Here is a 16,117-nt window from a genome sequence, read left to right as displayed (position 1 = left end):
GTTCGCTCACTTGGCCGCGCCGAGCGCGGGAATCTGCGTGACCGTGTTGGTCGGCGGGCCGGCGAAGCTGGTCTTGAAACCGCCGATCGACAGCATGTCGATCTCCAGCAGGAACGGGCCGTTGGCGGCGAGCGCCTGGTCCAGCTGCGCCGGCAGGTCGGCCAGGTCTTTCACGCGAGCGTGCGGCAGCGCGATCGACTTGCACAGCAGGTCGTAGTCGGGCGTGTGCAGCTCGGCGTAGCACTGGCGGCCGCCGTACTGCGCGTCCTGGATGTTCTTGATGACGCCGTAGCTCTTGTCGTTCATGAGCACGATGACCATGGGCGCCTTCTCCTGCACCATGCAGGCCAGCTCGCCCAGGTTCAGGATGAAGCCGCCGTCGCCGGCCAGGCAGAAGGTCTTGCGGCCCGAGCCCGTCACCGCCGCGCCGATGGCCGCGCCGATGGCCATGGGCATGCCCTGGCCGATGCCGCCGCCCGTGGCGTGCACGCCGGCGCTGGGTTCGAACACGCGCAGCTCGCGGTTGCCCCAGGTGCTGTTGGACACCGTGACGTCGCGCACCCAGTTGAACTTGCGGCCGGCCACCGACTGCAGCTGGCGCACGAGTTCGGCATACGGGCCGAGGCCGTCTCGCAGCGTGGCCACGGCCTGGTCGTGCGCGGCGCGCAGGTCGACCAGCAGCTGCGGGTCGGCCTGGTACTTCGCGGCTTCGAGGCGGTCGGCCAGGCCGTCGAGGGCCAGCGCGGAATCGCCGCAGACAAAGGCTTCGGACGCGTAGCAGCGGCCTTCGGCGGCGGCATCGGCGTCGATGCGGTACAGCGGGCGCGGCAGCTTCAGTTCGTACTTGAGCGTCTCGTTGCCGCGCAGGCGCGAACCGACCACGAGCATCGCGTCGCAGGTTTGATAGAAGGCCTCGACGGGCTTCTGGATGTTGTAGGCGCCGAGCGAGCCGGCATCGTCCTCGGGCACCGTGCCGCGGCCCTGCGTGGTCGTGACCACGCCGAAGCCCAGCTTCTGCAGGCGCTGGATCGCACTGCGCGCATGGCGGGCACCGCCACCGACCCACAGCAGCGGGCGCTTGGCGGTGGCCAGGCGCGCGGCCAGTGCATCGAGGCCGGCGGCCGAAGGCACGGGGCGCTCGATGGGCAGCGGCGAGAGGTCGGCCGGCATGGTCGTGAGCGCCGACTGGATGTCGATCGGAATCTCCACGCTCACCGGGCCGGTCGGCGCGGTCATGGCGAGCTGCACCGCGCGCTTGAGCGTGCCCAGCACCGTCTCGACGCTGCGCACGCGCAGCGCGGCCTTCGACACCGCCTTGAGCATGGTGAGCTGGTCGGGCGCTTCGTGGATGTACGACATGCCCTTGTCCAGGTACGGCGTCTCGATCTGGCCCGTGATGTGCAAGAGCGGCGCGCCGGCGGTCAGTGCCTCGACCATGCTGCCGGCGATGTTGCCCGCGGCCGGGCCGGTGCTGGTGATGCACACGCCCAGGCTGGCGGTGGAGCGCGCATAGGCGTCGGCCATGTTGCCCGCGCCGGCCTCGCCGCGCGCCGAGATGAAGCGCACCGTGCCGCGCTGCGCGAAGGCATCGAGGATCGGCATGTTGTGGATCGAGATCACGCCGAAGGCTGCCTTGACGCCGCACTGCTCGAGAAACGCGGCGACGACGGCGCCGACCGTGACGGTGTTGTTGGGGTTATGCATGGCGGGAATGGCCTCCGGAGATGTCGATGTGGCTGCCGGTCGTGTACGACGCGAGCGGTGAAGCAAGGAAAAGGATCGCGCGCGCGGCTTCGGTCGGAAGCCCCAGGCGACCCAGCGGGATGTGTTTGGTGACGGCGAGCTGGCGGCTCCAGGCGGCCCAGTCCTGCGACTTGTCTTCGCGCGCCTCGAAGCGGCGGCGCCACTGGCCCGACTCGACCAGGCCGATCAGGATGCCGTTGACGCGCACGCCCTGCGGCGCGAACTCGGTGGCCATGGAGCGCACGAGGTTCAACAGGCCCGCGCGCGCGGCCGAGGTGGCGACCATGTGCGGCTCGGGCTGGCGTGCCAGCAGCGAGTTGGCGCAGACGATGGCGGCATCGCCCAGCACCGCGCGCTGCGCCGTGAGCTGCGGCAGGAAGGCGCGCGTCGGGTGGATGACCGAGAAGAACTTCAGGTTCAGCTCTTGCATCCAGGCCGCGTCGTCGGTGTCGGCGAAGGTGGAGACGCGCCCCTGCCCTGCGTTGTTGACCAGCATCGACGCCGGGCCGAGCGCGGCCTCGCTGGCGGCGGCGAAGGCGCGCACCGAGGCGGCGTCCAGCACGTCGCAGGTCTGCGCGAACAGCTTGGCGTCGGGGTATTGCGCGCGCAGGCCGGCCACGGCGGCATCGAGCCGTTCGGCGTTGCGCCCGCACAGCGCCACGGCGGCGCCGCAGCCGAGCAGCAGCTCGACGGTGGCCAGGCCGATGCCCGACGACCCGCCCGTGACCACGGCCACACGGCCGGCCAGTGCGTCGGCGGCGAAGAAGGAGGAGGAAGGGGCAGAGGTCGTCATGGTCGGTCGCAAATCAGTCGTCAGGCGCTACGCAGCGGAACCACCTTGCTGGTGCGCGCGGGCGAGTAATTGAGCAGGCCCGATATCTCGTCGGCGGTGCCGCGCACGCGCTGCACCATCTCGTCCATGCGGTTCTCGTCGATGTGGCCCGAGGTGATGGTGGCGCCCAGCGCCGCCACGATGTGGCCGCTGTGGTCGCGCACCGGCGCGGCGATGGTCGAGATGTTCGATTCGAAGAAGCCCTCGCCCAGCACGTAGCCGCGCTGGCGGTCGGCCTGCACCATGTCGAACAGTTCGTTCACGGTCTTGGGCGTGCTCGGGGAGAAGGTCTCGAGCTTGTCTTCGGGGTACAGCGCGCGCAGCTGCGGCAGCGTGAGGTCTTCGAGCAGGATGCGGCCCAGCACCGTGGCGTGGGCCGGCAGGCGCGTGCCCACCGTGACCGAGCTGGCGAACGGCGTGGCCGGCGCCACCTTGGCGACGTAGACGATCGAGCGGCCGTCGCGCACCACGAGGTTGCAGGGCGTGCGCAGCTCGTCGCACAGGCGGTTGAGCAGCGGCGTGCCCAGCTGCGTGAGCTCCAGCGAGGCCAGGTATTCGAAGCCCAGGCGCAGCACGGCCAAGCCCAGGCGGTAGTCGCGCCCGCCCTCGGCGCGCTCGAGGAAGCCCATGTTCTCCAGCGTGGTGAGCAGGCGGAAGACGGTCGAGCGCGGCAGGTCGAAGCGGCGCGCCAGCTCGGGCGCGGAGAGCGTGCGGCTCTCGCGGCTGAACTCGCACAGCACGCGCAGGCCGCGCTCCAGCGCGGGCACGTTGTAGCGGTCTGCGCCCTCTTCCATCACTTCGTTGTCGGTGGCCATCTTGGAATTCCTCTCGGTTGTCTTGTTCGTGTCGGGTCAGCCGGCGAGCGATTCGCGCAGCAAGGCGGCGACGGCCTGCGGTTGTTCCACATAGCCGGCGTGACCCGCATCGTCCACCAATTCGAGGGGCACGCCGCAGCGGCGCGCGACTTCTTCGCAGGCGGCGGGCGGCGTGACGACGTCGAGCGCACCGCAGGCCACGCGCACGGGCATCGGCGGCGGCAGGTCGGCCAACAGGTCGGCGTTGCACAGCAGCTCGACGGCCTGGCGATAGCCGTGGTCGTTCAGGCGCGCCATGTTCCAGCGCACCCACTGGCGGGCGTGCTCGGAGGCACCGTCGGACACGAGCCGGCCCGCGCGCTTGGCGGCCATGCCGGCAATGCCGAGGTCGTCGAGCGTGGCCAGGCGTTCGGCGCGCACCTTGGCGCGGGCGTCGATGCGCGCGGCGGCACCATAACCGATGGCGGGGCTCACGAGCACGAGGCGGCGGATGCGGGCACTGGCGCTCGCATCGCTGCGGGCGGCCGACGCGGCGACGATGGCACCCAACGAATGGCCGACGAGCACGCAGGAGCGGATCGAGAGCGCATCGAGCATTTCTTCAAGGCGTGCGGCGTAGTCGGCGGCGGTCGGCGCGGCCGAGGCCAGCGGCGTCGAGCGGCCGTAGCCCGGTGCGTCCCAGGCGATGAGGCAGGCCTGCGGCGCCAGCAGCGCCGCGGTGTCGAGCCACGAGGCCGCGCCCGAACCGATGCCGTGCAGGCACACGATCACCGGGCCCTGCCCGCATTCGCGCACCGACACCACCGCACCGCCGCCCACCGCGACGTCGCGGGCCGGAAAGCGCGCGTCGAGCCGCGCCAGCTCGGAAGCCGGCAGGGTCTGCGCGGAGATGTCGACGGTGCTCATGGCCTGTTCGCTCGCTTGCTTGCTCGCTCAGCGCTTGATCTTGGCCAGCGGGTGGTCGGCGGGGTACGTCGGCGTGACCGGCTTCTTGGCGCCGAGCATCACGCACATCAGCGCGTCTTCGTCGCCGATGTTGATCTCTTCGCGGTACACGCCGGGCGGCACCGAGATCAGGTCGCGGTCGGTCATGATGGTTTCGAAGCGCTCGCCGTCCTTCTCGATCACGACCTTGAGCTTGCCGCGGATCAGGAAGAACACCTCTTCCACGTCGGTGTGGATGTGCGGCGGGCCTTCGTGGCCGGCCGGGATCACCATGGTCGAGAAGGTGAAGTGCTCCGAGGGCACGGTGTTGGTGTCGGCCGCGACACCGGTGCCGCCGGTGCCCACGTAGCGCATCTGCGCGCGGCGGAACTTGGGGTCGAAGTCGGCCTGGAACTTCAGCGCGTCCCAGTCGTACTTGCGGGTTTCGTAGCGGGCGATGCGGGTGTTCATCCACTCGGCCAGGCTGCTGCCCTCGGGCTGCGCCAGGGTGTTGGCGTTGTTGATCTTCTGCTGTTCGGACAAATCGCTCATGGGTGTACTCCTTGGTCGGGAAATTCGGTCGGTGGTGACGGGTTCAGTGCATCGCGAAGCCGCCGTTGACGGCAAGCAGCTGGCCGGTGACGAAGCGCGCCAGGCCGGACAGCAGGAACACGGTCGCGCCGCAGACGTCGGCCGCCTGCTGCTCGCGCGGGATGGCGCGGCCTTCGAGGTACTTCTGGTGGCGCGCCATCGGCACGTACTCGGTGGCCTCGACCAGCGTGAGGCCGGGGGCCACGGCGTTCACCGTGATGTTGTCGCCGCCCCATTCGCGCGCCAGCGAGCGCGTCATGGAAATGACGGCGCCCTTGCTCGAGGCATAGGCCAGCAGGTTGGGCGCGCCCCACAGCGCCGTGTCCGACGCGAGGTTGACGATGGCGCCACGGCCGCTGGCCGCCAGCGCGGGGCGGCAGGCGCGGCCCATGAGCCAGCTGCCGCGCACGTTGACGTTCATCACACGATCCCACATGTCGATCTCGAGCTGGTGCGCGTCGCGCCCGCCCGAGTTGGTGATGGCGGCGTTGTTGACGAGGCCGTCCAGGCCGCCCAGCAGGCGCACTGCCTCGGCGGCGCCCGCCTCGATGGAGGCCGGGTCCGACAGGTCGATCGCCAGCGCGTGCGCCGTGTGGCCGGCATCGCGCAGCGCCTTGGCTTCGGTCTCGGCCAGCTCGCCGAGGATGTCGGCCAGCACCACGCTCGCACCCGCTGCGGCCACGCACTGCGCGAACGCCAGGCCCAGGCCGCGCGCACCGCCGGTCACGAGCACGCGGCGGCCGGCCAGCAGGTTGGCGGGCATCTCGGCCAGCAGGGCCTGCAGGCTGGAGGGATCGGCGATGGCTTTGAGGTCGGTCATGACGGGCGTCTCCGTGAAGTTCAGTCGGCCTGGATGCCGAGTTCCTTGATGACCTTGCCGAAGCGCGCGAAGTCGGCGGCGTTGGTCTTGGCCAGCACGTCGGCGTCGCCGCCCACGGGCGTGGTGCCCAGCACGGCCATGCGCGCGACGATGTCGGGCATCTTCAGGATCTCGTTGAAGTGGCCGTTGAGCGTCTTCACGATTTCGGGCGGCAGGTTGCGCGGGCCCCACAGGCCGTTCCAGGCGGTGAGCTCGACGTCCTTGTAGCCCAACTCGGCGAAGGTCGGCACCTTGGGCGCGAGCGGCGAGCGCTCGCGCGAGGCCACGGCCAGCGGGACCATCTTGCCGTTGGGCATGTACGGCGCCACCGGGCCGAGCGTGATGAAGGTCACCGGCACGTGGCCGCCGAGCACGTCGTTGACGGCGGGCGCCACGCCCTTGTACGGCACGTGCGCCAGGCTGGTGCCGGAGGCGCGGGCGAACATCTCGCCCAGGATGTGCATCGGCGAGCCGCTGCCCGGGCTGGCGTAGCTCAGCGACTTGCCGCCCTTGGCCGCGGCCACCGCGTCCTTCAGGCCGGTGTAGCCCTTGGCGCCGCTGGCCACGAGGAACAGCGGCAGGTTGCCGGTCTGCACGATCGGCGTGAAGCCGTTGAGCACGTCGTAGCCCGAGGTGCTGCCGGTCTTGAGCACCAGCTGCGCGATCGAGAAGGTGCTGGGCGCGAGCAGCAGCGTGTAGCCGTCGGGCGCGGCCTTCGACACGAAGGCGCTGCCGATGATGCCGCTGGCGCCGGGGCGGTTGTCGACCACCACGGGCTGGCCGACGCGGGCCGAGAGCTTTTCGGCGTACAGGCGCGCCAGGGCGTCGGTGTCGCCACCCGCCGGATAGGCAACGACCAGCGTGATCGGTTTGCTGGGGTAGGTGTCTGCCCAGGCGAGTCCGGAAGCGCAAGCGGCGGCCAGGGAGAAGGCAGCGGCGATGGCGAGGCGGCGAGTGTGTGTCATCGAGGGTCCGTGGAATCGGTGGCTTGTTTCACTAAAGAAACAACGATTTATTAATGGAACACCGCGAGAATACCGACGAAGACAACTTCATGACTAGGTAAAAACCCTAGTTAAGGTGAAGCCAGGCTGCGCGGCCCACGAAAAAGGGCGGCCGTTTCGGGCCGCCCTTCGAGGGGGAAAGCGCGGAGCGGCTACCCGCCGTAGCGCGCCACGGTCAGGCCTTCCATGTCGATCTCGGGCGCCCTGCCCGCGACCAGGTCGGCCATCACGCGGCCGGTGCCGGCCGCCATGGTCCAGCCGAGCGTGCCGTGGCCGGTGCTCAGCAGCAGGTTGGGCACGCGGGTGGCGCCGATCACCGGCGTGCCGTCGGGTGTCATGGGGCGCAGGCCGGTCCAGAAGGACGCATCGCGCACCGGGCCGCCGCGCGGGAACAGGTCGGTCACGACGTGCTCGAGCGTGTCGCGCCGCCGCGCATCGAGCGCGAGGTCGAAGCCCGAGAGCTGCGCCGTGCCGCCCACGCGGATGCGATCGCCCAGGCGCGTGACGGCGACCTTGAAGGTCTCGTCCATCACGGTGGATTCGGGTGCGCCGCTCGCGTCGGTGATGGGCACCGTGATCGAGAAGCCCTTGACCGGGTACACCGGCAGGTCGATGCCCAGCGGGCGCACCAGCGCGGGCGAGTAGCTGCCGAGCGCGACCACGTAGCGGTCGGCGGTGAAATGGCCCTGGTCGGTGCGCACGCCGGTCACGCCCTTCCCCGCTTCGTGTTCGAGGGCCTGGATGTTCACGCCGAATCTGAATTGCACGCCTTCGGCTTCGGCCAGCTTGGCCAGCGCCTGCGTGAACTTGAAGCAGTCGCCGGTCTCGTCGCCCGGCAGGCGCAGGCCGCCGACGAACTTGTCCTTCACGGCGCCGAGCGCGGGCTCATGCAACACGCAGCCGTCGCGGTCGAGCACCTGGTAGGGCACGCCCGACGCCTTCAGCACCTCGACGTCCTTCGCTGTGCCGTCGAGCTGCGCTTGCGTGCGAAAGAGCTGCAACGTGCCCTGCATGCGCTCGTCGTAGCGGATGCCCGTGTCGGCGCGCAGCGCCTTCAGGCAGTCTCGGCTGTATTCGGCCAGCCGCACCATGCGGCCCTTGTTGAGTTCGTAGCGTGCCTGCGTGCAGTTGCGCAGCATCGACAGGCCCCAGCGCCACATGGCCGGATCGAGCATCGGCTTGATGACCAGCGGGCTGTGCTGCATGAGCATCCACTTGATCGCTTTCACCGGCACGCCGGGCCCGGCCCAGGGCGCCGAGTAGCCGGGCGAGACTTCGCCGGCATTGCCGAAGCTGGTTTCGAGCGCGGGCGCCGGCTGGCGCTCCAGCACCGTCACCGCATGCCCGGCGCGCGCCAGGTAGTACGCCACCGAGGTGCCGATGACACCGCTGCCGAGAATCAGGACCTGCATGACAACCCCTCCCTCTTGAAAGCCGCCATGGGCCGAGGGTACAGGGTCGGCGCTTACAGGCCCAGCGAGTCCTGCAGTTCGCGCGCCGTCCAGCGCTTCGGCTGTTGCGGCCAGGCCTCGAGCAAGGCGACCATGCGCGCGTTGCGCGGCGCGCTCAGGCCGTGCTCCTGCGCGAGCCGCACCACCTCGCCGCTGAGTGCGTCGATCTCGGTGCGACGGCCCAACGCGAGGTCGTCGGCCATGCTGGAGCGCGCCTTGGCGTCGATGCGCAGCATGCGCGCCGCGACGATGCGAAACAGCCAGTCGGGCAACCGCAGCAGGCCCGGCAAGCGCCGCGCCGGCACGGCCGCCACCTGCGCGGGCACGATGCCGCCGGTGCGCAGCACGCCCAGCGTTTCATCGATGAGCGCCGCGAAGCAGCGGCGGTAGCCGCGCTGCATGAGCTCGTCGCGCAGCGGCAGGCCCGACAGCGCATTGACCGGGTTGTTGAGGTTGAGCAGCAGCTTGCCCCATTGCACCGGCAGCAGGTCGGCATGCAGGTCGAGCGGCACGCCGGCGCGCTCGAACACGGGCAGCCAGTCGCGCAGCGCGGGGTCGTCTTCCGCGGCCAGCCGGCCGGGCGTGCCGCGATGGAAGGCGCCGTCGTCGATCTCGGCCACGTTGTACGGCACCATGCCGGCGCGGATGTTCAGCGACGGGCCGGCCTGTCCTGCGGCGGCGCAGTTCGAGATGCCGTTCTGCAGCGAAACCACCGTGGTGCCGGCCGGCAAGGCAAAGGCCAGTTCGCGCGCCGCCTCGGCCGTGGCGCCGCTCTTCACGCACAGCAGCACCAGCGCGGGCCGCGCACCCACCGGCACCTGCTCGCACAGGCGCAGCGTGGGCGCCGCCAGCTTGTGCCGGGCGCCGTCGAGGTCGGTGAGCGTGAGGCCGTGGCGCGCAAGCTTGTCGAGCACGCGCGGGCGGCCGACGAAGGTGACGGGCACGCCCGCCGCCGCCAGGCTGCCGCCGATGAAGCAGCCGATGGTGCCCGCCCCCATCACGAGCACTTCACCGGGGATCGCGTCGGACATGAAGTGCTGTGTGGGTAGTGAGCGGAAAGGACCTCAGGTCCGTTGGGCGACCCAGGCCTGCACCGATTGCAGCGCGGCCGGCAGGCCCGCGGCGTCGGTGCCGCCGGCCATGGCCATGTCGGGCTTGCCGCCGCCCTTGCCACCGACCTGCTGGGCCACGAAGTTGACCAGCTCGCCGGCCTTGACCTTGCCGATGCTGTCGGCCGTGACGCCAGCCGCGATCTGCACCTTGTCGCCGTCGACGGCGGCCAGCACGATGGCGGCGGTCTTCAGCTTGTCCTTGAGCTTGTCCATGGTGTCGCGCAGCGTCTTGGCGTCGGCGCCGTCGAGCTTGGCCGCGAGCACCTTGATGCCGTTGACGTCCACCGCCTGCGCGACGAGCTCGTCACCCTTGGACGACGCGAGCTTGCCCTTGAGCGCGCCCACTTCGCGTTCGAGCGTCTTGACCTGCTCCAGCACCTGCGAGAGGCGACCCTGCAGCTCGGCGGCCGGCGACTTGAGCGTGGCGGCCACGCTGTGCACGGTCGACTCGAGGTCCTGCAGGTACGACAGCGCATTGGCACCCGTGACGGCCTCGATGCGGCGCACGCCGGCGGCCACGCCGCCTTCGCTGACGATCTTGAACAGGCCGATGTCGCCCGTGCGGCCCACGTGGGTGCCGCCGCACAGTTCGCGGCTGGTGCCGATGTCGAGCACGCGCACGGTCTCGCCGTACTTCTCGCCGAACAGCATCATGGCGCCGGTCTTCTGGGCCGATTCGAGGTCCATCACGCGCGCCTGCGTGGGCGCGTTGTCCAGGATCTCGGCGTTGACGCGCTTTTCGATCTCGAGGATCTGCTCGCGCGTGACGGCTGCGTTGTGCGCGAAGTCGAAGCGCGTCTTGTCGGCGTCGACCAGCGAGCCCTTCTGTTGCACGTGGTCGCCCAGCACTTCGCGCAGGGCCTTGTGCATCAAGTGGGTGACCGAGTGGTTGCGCATGGTGGCGGCGCGGCGCGCGGTGTCGACGGCGGCCTTGACCGCGTCGCCGACCTTCAGCGTGCCTTGCGTTTGCGTGCCGTGGTGGCCGAACACGTCGGCCTTGATCTTCTGCGTGTCGTCGACGCCGAACTGCACGCCTTCGGCCACGAGCACGCCCTGGTCGCCGACCTGGCCGCCGCTCTCCGAATAGAACGGCGTGGTATCGAGCACCACGATGCCGCTCTGGCCTTCCTTCAGTTCGTCGACGGCCACGCCTTCGAGGTACAGCGCGACGACCTTGGCGTTTGCTTCCAGGTGGTCGTAGCCGGTGAAGGTGTTGCCCGCGCCGGCGTACTCGACGTTGCGGTCCATCTTGAACTTGCCGGCGGCACGGCCCGCGGCCTTCTGCTTTTCCATCGCGGCGTGAAAGCCCGCTTCGTCGACGCTCAGGCCGCGCTCGCGGCACACGTCGGCCGACAGGTCGAGCGGGAAGCCGTAGGTGTCGTGCAGCTTGAAGGCGACGTCGCCCGGCAGCACCTTGGCATCGCCGGCCAGCGCCGCGTCGAGGATTTCCATGCCGTTGGCCAGCGTTTCGAAGAAGCGTTCTTCTTCGGCCTTCAGCGTGTCGATGATGCGTTTCTCGTCGGCCACCAGCTTGGGGTAGGCGTCGCCCATGAGCTTCACGAGGTCGGGCACCAGCTTGTGGAAGAAGGGCTTCTTCTGGCCCAGCTTGTAGCCGTGACGGATGGCGCGGCGCACGATGCGCCGCTGCACGTAGCCGCGGCCTTCGTTCGACGGAATGACGCCGTCGGCCACCAGGAAGGAGGTGGCGCGGATGTGGTCGGCGATCACGCGCAGCGAGTTGTTCGATAGGTCTTGCGTGCCGGTCTCGCGGCCTGCGGCCTTGATGAGCGCATCGAAGATGTCGATTTCGTAGTTGCTGTGCACGTGTTGCAGGATCGCCGCCAGGCGCTCCAGGCCCATGCCGGTGTCGACGCAGGGTGCGGGCAGTTTCTTGACCGAGCCGTCGGGCTGCATGTCGAACTGCATGAACACGTTGTTCCAGATCTCGATGTAGCGGTCGCCGTCTTCATCGGGCGAGCCGGGCGGGCCGCCGGGGATCTCGGGGCCGTGGTCGTAGAAGATTTCGGAGCACGGGCCGCACGGGCCCGTGTCGGCCATCATCCAGAAGTTGTCGGACATGTAGCGGCCGCCCTTGTTGTCGCCGATGCGCACGACGCGCTCGGGCGGCAGGCCGATTTCCTTGGTCCAGATGTCGTAGGCCTCGTCGTCCTCGATGTAGACGGTGGCCCAGAGCTTTTCGGCCGGCAGCTTGTAGACCTGGGTCAGCAGCTCGAAGGCCCACTTCAGCGAGTCGCGCTTGAAGTAGTCGCCGAAGCTCCAGTTGCCCAGCATCTCGAAGAAGGTGTGGTGGCGCGCGGTGTAGCCCACGTTCTCGAGGTCGTTGTGCTTGCCGCCGGCACGCAGGCAGGCCTGCACCGAGGCGGCGCGCACGTAGGGGCGCTTGTCTTCGCCGAGGAACACGTCCTTGAACTGGACCATGCCCGAGTTCGTGAACATGAGCGTCGGGTCGTTGCCCGGCACCAGCGAGCTCGAAGGCACCACCGTGTGGCCCTTGGAGGCGAAGAAATCGAGAAAGGTCTTGCGGATGTCCGCGACCGTGAATGTGGGCTGGCTCATCTTTGGATTTCGTCTGCTGTCGGGGGCGGCCTGGCGATGGCGACCCTGCGTCGAAACCACTGCGTTGAACCGGCCTAACTGCTTGATTTGCTTGAACAATCGATTATAGGTTTGCGCATGGTGCCCGGGCCCGCCGCGGGCCTTGCGCACGCGCGATCCGGGAGCCGGGGCTAATATGGACGGCTGAAGCGGTGCGCGCCCTCCCCGGCTGCAGCCTGTTTCTTCCCTGTTTTCATCGGCAACCATGAATCAAGGAGCACGCATGGCGGGTCAGGCGTCGGAACACTGGAAGATCGAAGACCTCGATTTCTCCCGCATCGCACGCGAGCAGGTGCGCACGGACGAAAACCTCTTCTACCTGGTGGCGTCGGCCTCCTTCATCGAGAGCGGCTCCGACCTGTACACGCAGAACCTGGTCGATTTCTTCCGGGGTGACGACGAGGTCACCGAGTGGCTGTCGACCCACTGGGAGCAGGAAGAGCTGCAGCACGGCCGGGCCCTGCGCGCCTACGTGGACCACGTCTGGCCCGAATTTCCCTGGGAAAGCGCCTACCGCGGCTTCCTCGACGAGTACGCCACCTACTGCAAGGTCGAGCTGCTGGCCCCGACCCGCGCCCTGGAAATGACCGCCCGCTGCGTGGTCGAGACCGGCACCGCCACCTACTACCGCGCCATGGCCCGAAGCACCACCGAGCCGGTGTTGCGCGACCTGGCCACCCGCATCGCGACCGACGAGGTCAACCACTACAAGCACTTCTACCGGTTCTTTCGCCGCTACCGCGCGCAGGAGCGGCTGAACCGTTTCCGCGTGATGGGCACCATCGGCCGGCGCACGCTGGAGCTGAAAAGCGAGGACGCCGACTGCGCCGTCCGCCACGTGCTGCAGGCCCGCGCCCCGCACCGCGCCGGCGACGCGGCCTACGTGCAGCAGCTGAGCGCGCACATGAACCGTACCATCCGCACCCACCTGAGCCCCGCCGCCACGCTCAAGATGCTGATGCGCCCGCTGGAGCTGCCGGCCCGGGTGCAGACGGTGATCCAGTACCCGATCCGGCAGTTCATGGAGCATGTCTTCCTGCGCTGACGGGCCAAAACCCCAGAAAACGCCAGGAAACGCGCAAAAAAAACCCAGCACGATGCTGGGCTGAATCTCTGGATTGCTGTCACGCACAGAGAACCCGCACTTGAAGCGAGTCCGCAAAATTTAGGGCCCGGGCCGCCCCCGGCTTGTCGGACAACACCGACAGTTCTGCACGATCGTTCGGACCGAGGGTATCCCCCGAAGCTCGAAAAAGTGCCAAATTCTTCACACTTTTTAACTTGTCCTACGGTTACGACATTTTTCAGCTGACATGCTGGGCGCGCGTCCTCGCCGAGGATGCACTTGCTGTCACGCAACAGGGCCGCAAAAGAAGAGCTCTCTGTTTGCCTTAGAGCGCGCCCCTTCGGGGGCCCCTCGAGATACCCGCTCCGGCGGGTATTTTTTTGCCCGCCGCCGGGCCGCCCGTCGCCCTACCACATCGCCATGACGGGTTTTCCCAATCCGGTGGGGACAATGTTGTGGAAAACCGTGTGCGCAGCGCGCGAAACCCTTGCCTGGCGGGGCCTGCAACGCGGTGCCTGCGAAAGAGGCAGCGAAGGTAAAAAACCCGGAAAAATATTTTTCACGGCCGTTTTCCCCACCGAGCCCCGCCCGCCGCCGCCCCGAACGGCGCTGAAAGAATTCATCAGACTCCCACCCCGAAGCCCCCGCTAGCATCGAACGACCCGGGCGGCTAGCCTGCGCCGCGCCGGGGACCCAAGGGAGCAAAACATCGTGAAGTGGATCGTGGCTGGCTTTGTGGCGCTGGTTTTCTCAGTGCTGTCGTTCAACGCATTCATCGCCAACGACCTGAGCCGCCAGACCCGCGGCAACCGGCTCATCGCCATGCTGACCGACCTGTACGGCTGGCTGATGGGCACCCTGGGCGCCGTGCCGACGGGCCTCCTGTTCGCGGCGTGCGCCGTGGGCATCGTGGTGCTGGCGGTCCGGGACGGCAAGAAGGCGTCCTGAGCCATGCCGGTGACCACGCGCGTGGCCCTGCTCGACCCGCAAGGCACCACCGGACCCCAGCTGCTGCACAGCCTGCCCCGCCTGGGCTACGACACCCTGCGGTTCTCGAGTGCGGGCGACTTCTTTGCGTTGCTGGACAGCGGCCAGCCGATCGACCTGCTGCTCCTGGTGGTCGAGAACGAGCTGGCTTCGCGCAGCCTCTTCGCCGCCTGCAGGGCATTGAACATCCCGACGCTGCTCATCGTGCGCGACAGGCGCTGGGAGCAGCTCATGCCCTGGCGCGACGCGCCGGGCTGGGACGACTTCATCGAGCTGCACGGCGCCGGCATCGACGACGCCATCAACGAACTGGCCTGGCGCATGCGCACCCTGCTGCTGCGCGCCCGGCAGGCCGCGCAGACCGCCAGCCTCGGCGCGGCGAGCTGGGGCCCCTACCGCTTTCTCGACATGGCCCACACGGTGCTGCTGCACGAGCGGCGCATCCGCCTGCAGCCGCGCCAGTACGCCTTTGCCGTCACGCTGTTCCGCAACGCCGGGCAGGTGATCACGCGCGAGTGGCTGTGGCAGTCGATCTGGGACAAGACCACGCCGTATGAAGGCACGCGCGTGCTCGACGTGTGCGCGGCCAACATCCGCAAGCGCCTGGACCTGTGCGCCGCGAACGGCTACGAGCTGCGCGCGGTCTACAAGCAGGGCTACCGGCTGGTGTCGGTGCTGCCCGGGCGCGAACCCGTCAAGGAGAGGGAGTTCACGCGAAGAGGCCGGCCACGCCATGCCGCCCTTGCCGTGAATTACTGACAGGCCCGGCCCCGCAGCGGGCCGGGCCCCGGGCGCGCGTCAGGCGTCCGCCCCCACGCGAATCAGACGCGCCGGCTTCAGCCGGCCGTCCAGCGACGCCAGCCAGGCGCCCAGGTCCTCGTTCGACACGGGCGTCAGCAGCAGCTCGAAGGAACGCTGCGCGCGCACCGCGACGGGCACCGACTCCACGCTCTCCAGCTCCGAGCGGTGCGTGAGGTACAGCAGCGGCAGCATCCAGTCGGCCGCCTGGTGCATGGCGGGCACGCGCGCCACCGTCTTCTGCGCGTCGGCGTGCAGCCCCACGATGACCCCGTCGAAGCGCTGGCCCACCTCCAGCGCCTGGATCAGGTCGGCGATGCGCACGAAGGGAATGAAGTCGGCCCCCAGCGCCGTCAGCGAGTTGCCGGTGCAGGCGCGCTGCAAGGCGTCGGAATCGACCAGCGCGATCCGGTACCCCGAGGGAGCAGGCGCGTTCATCGTCACTGCTCCCCTGCGATGTCGAGCTCGACGCGCCGGTTGGGCTGCAGGCACTGCAGCAGCGCCGGCGTGCTGCGGCTGCCTTCGCAGTCGGACACCACCGGCTGGCGCTTGCCCATGCCCGCGGTGCGGATCAGCTTGCGGTCCAGCCCCTGCTGCACCAGCAAGTCGCGCACGGTGTTGGCGCGCTCCAGCGACAGCGCCTCGTTGTAGGCGTCGCCGCCCAGCCGGTCGGTGTGGCCGGTCACCACGATGTAGTGCAGCGAGCGGAAGTTGTTGCGCAGCTCGACGGCCAGGTGCTCCAGCCGCGTGCGCCCGGCGGGCTGCAGGTCGGTGAGCGAGGCACCGTCGAAGCGGAACAGGCCGTCGGCATTGAGCGTGACCTTCTGCGGCGGCGCCAGCTTGGTGCTGGCCGGAATCGGCGTGGCCGCCGGCGGCTGCGCGAGCAAGGCGCAGTCGGGGTTCTTCCACCAGCCGCCGGTCATGAGTTCGCTGCCGTTGAAACGCACCATGTACTGGCAGGTGACGTGCTCGCTGCCCTTGCCCGTGTAGAAGTGGAAGATGTAGTTCCACTCGCGCACGCCCCACAGGCCTTCGCTGAAGTGCGGCCAGCCCAGCAGCTCGCGCAGCTGGTCCTTGCCCATGCCGGGGCGCACGCGCTGGAACTTCTCGGTGCCCGGGAAGGCGCCCTGCTTCCACTTGGCGCTGTCCAGCGCCGGAAACTCCTCGGGCCTGGGCGTCGCGGGCTTCTCGGCCGCGGCGCGCGCCTGCGCGTCCTTGTCGATGGCGGCGCCGGGCGAGGCGCAGCCCTGCAGGGCCGCAAGCAAGGCCGCCAGTGCGACGGCGGACAGGGTTCGGTTCATCTTGTTCATTCTTTTGTT

The 16,117-nt window shown here is 69.1% G+C and carries 15 protein-coding genes; 3 read left to right on the top strand and 12 right to left on the bottom strand.

The window, feature by feature from the left end; translation table 11 throughout:
• Positions 1 to 6: 6 nt before the first annotated feature.
• The 10 genes from AC1RGU_RS07600 to alaS all read right to left on the bottom strand — a co-directional run bounded on the left by AC1RGU_RS07600 (position 7) and on the right by alaS (position 11,908).
• Positions 7 to 1,704: a thiamine pyrophosphate-binding protein gene (locus AC1RGU_RS07600; RefSeq protein ID WP_492695778.1), complete on the bottom strand. Its 1,698-nt coding sequence runs from the start codon at positions 1,702 to 1,704 to the stop codon at positions 7 to 9.
• Positions 1,697 to 2,536, bottom strand: a complete 840-nt coding sequence (locus AC1RGU_RS07595) for an SDR family oxidoreductase (RefSeq protein WP_492695776.1) — start codon at positions 2,534 to 2,536, stop codon at positions 1,697 to 1,699. Before AC1RGU_RS07595 ends, AC1RGU_RS07600 begins: the two co-directional genes overlap by 8 nt.
• Positions 2,537 to 2,556: 20 nt before the next feature.
• Positions 2,557 to 3,390 carry an IclR family transcriptional regulator gene (locus tag AC1RGU_RS07590; RefSeq protein WP_070060330.1) on the bottom strand — a complete coding sequence of 278 codons (834 nt, stop codon included), beginning with the start codon at positions 3,388 to 3,390 and terminating at the stop codon, positions 2,557 to 2,559.
• A 36-nt stretch (positions 3,391 to 3,426) separates the two neighbouring features.
• Positions 3,427 to 4,296, bottom strand: a complete 870-nt coding sequence (locus AC1RGU_RS07585; protein ID WP_159272146.1) for an alpha/beta fold hydrolase — start codon at positions 4,294 to 4,296, stop codon at positions 3,427 to 3,429.
• 27 nt (positions 4,297 to 4,323) lie between these two features.
• Positions 4,324 to 4,866 (bottom strand): cupin domain-containing protein, encoded by a 543-nt coding sequence (locus AC1RGU_RS07580; protein ID WP_492695774.1) that lies wholly within the window; start codon positions 4,864 to 4,866, stop codon positions 4,324 to 4,326.
• 43 nt (positions 4,867 to 4,909) lie between these two features.
• The gene (locus AC1RGU_RS07575; protein ID WP_492695772.1) at positions 4,910 to 5,725 is read right to left on the bottom strand and encodes an SDR family oxidoreductase; all 816 of its coding nucleotides are present in this window, start codon (positions 5,723 to 5,725) and stop codon (positions 4,910 to 4,912) included.
• 20 nt (positions 5,726 to 5,745) lie between these two features.
• Positions 5,746 to 6,729 (bottom strand): Bug family tripartite tricarboxylate transporter substrate binding protein, encoded by a 984-nt coding sequence (locus AC1RGU_RS07570; protein ID WP_492695770.1) that lies wholly within the window; start codon positions 6,727 to 6,729, stop codon positions 5,746 to 5,748.
• A gap of 191 nt (positions 6,730 to 6,920) precedes the next feature.
• Positions 6,921 to 8,180 (bottom strand): D-amino acid dehydrogenase, encoded by a 1,260-nt coding sequence (locus tag AC1RGU_RS07565; RefSeq protein WP_095947540.1) that lies wholly within the window; start codon positions 8,178 to 8,180, stop codon positions 6,921 to 6,923.
• 53 nt (positions 8,181 to 8,233) lie between these two features.
• Entirely contained in the window at positions 8,234 to 9,250 is a 1,017-nt protein-coding gene (locus tag AC1RGU_RS07560; protein ID WP_070060324.1) for a 2-dehydropantoate 2-reductase, read from the bottom strand.
• Positions 9,251 to 9,283: 33 nt separating this feature from the next.
• Positions 9,284 to 11,908: an alanine--tRNA ligase gene (alaS, locus tag AC1RGU_RS07555; protein ID WP_492695768.1), complete on the bottom strand. Its 2,625-nt coding sequence runs from the start codon at positions 11,906 to 11,908 to the stop codon at positions 9,284 to 9,286.
• 262 nt (positions 11,909 to 12,170) lie between these two features.
• On the opposite strand from alaS, the gene AC1RGU_RS07550 reads away from it, so the two are divergent.
• The 3 genes from AC1RGU_RS07550 to AC1RGU_RS07540 all read left to right on the top strand — a co-directional run bounded on the left by AC1RGU_RS07550 (position 12,171) and on the right by AC1RGU_RS07540 (position 14,759).
• Positions 12,171 to 12,992 (top strand): ferritin-like domain-containing protein, encoded by an 822-nt coding sequence (locus AC1RGU_RS07550; protein WP_492695766.1) that lies wholly within the window; start codon positions 12,171 to 12,173, stop codon positions 12,990 to 12,992.
• A gap of 732 nt (positions 12,993 to 13,724) precedes the next feature.
• A complete protein-coding gene (locus AC1RGU_RS07545) occupies positions 13,725 to 13,961 on the top strand; it encodes a hypothetical protein (protein WP_062474563.1) in 237 nt (78 codons plus the stop codon).
• Positions 13,962 to 13,964: 3 nt separating this feature from the next.
• Positions 13,965 to 14,759, top strand: a complete 795-nt coding sequence (locus AC1RGU_RS07540; protein ID WP_492695763.1) for a winged helix-turn-helix domain-containing protein — start codon at positions 13,965 to 13,967, stop codon at positions 14,757 to 14,759.
• Between the two features lie 39 nt (positions 14,760 to 14,798).
• On the opposite strand, the gene AC1RGU_RS07535 is transcribed toward AC1RGU_RS07540, so the two are convergent.
• Positions 14,799 to 15,236 (bottom strand): hypothetical protein, encoded by a 438-nt coding sequence (locus tag AC1RGU_RS07535; protein ID WP_095744971.1) that lies wholly within the window; start codon positions 15,234 to 15,236, stop codon positions 14,799 to 14,801.
• Positions 15,237 to 15,238: 2 nt separating this feature from the next.
• Entirely contained in the window at positions 15,239 to 16,099 is an 861-nt protein-coding gene (locus AC1RGU_RS07530) for an OmpA family protein (RefSeq protein ID WP_492695761.1), read from the bottom strand.
• Between the last annotated feature and the right edge of the window lie 18 nt (positions 16,100 to 16,117).

It is taken from the genome of Variovorax sp. GW823-FHT02B07 (assembly GCF_058797695.1).
This window is presented reverse-complemented; position numbering and strand designations above follow the sequence as displayed.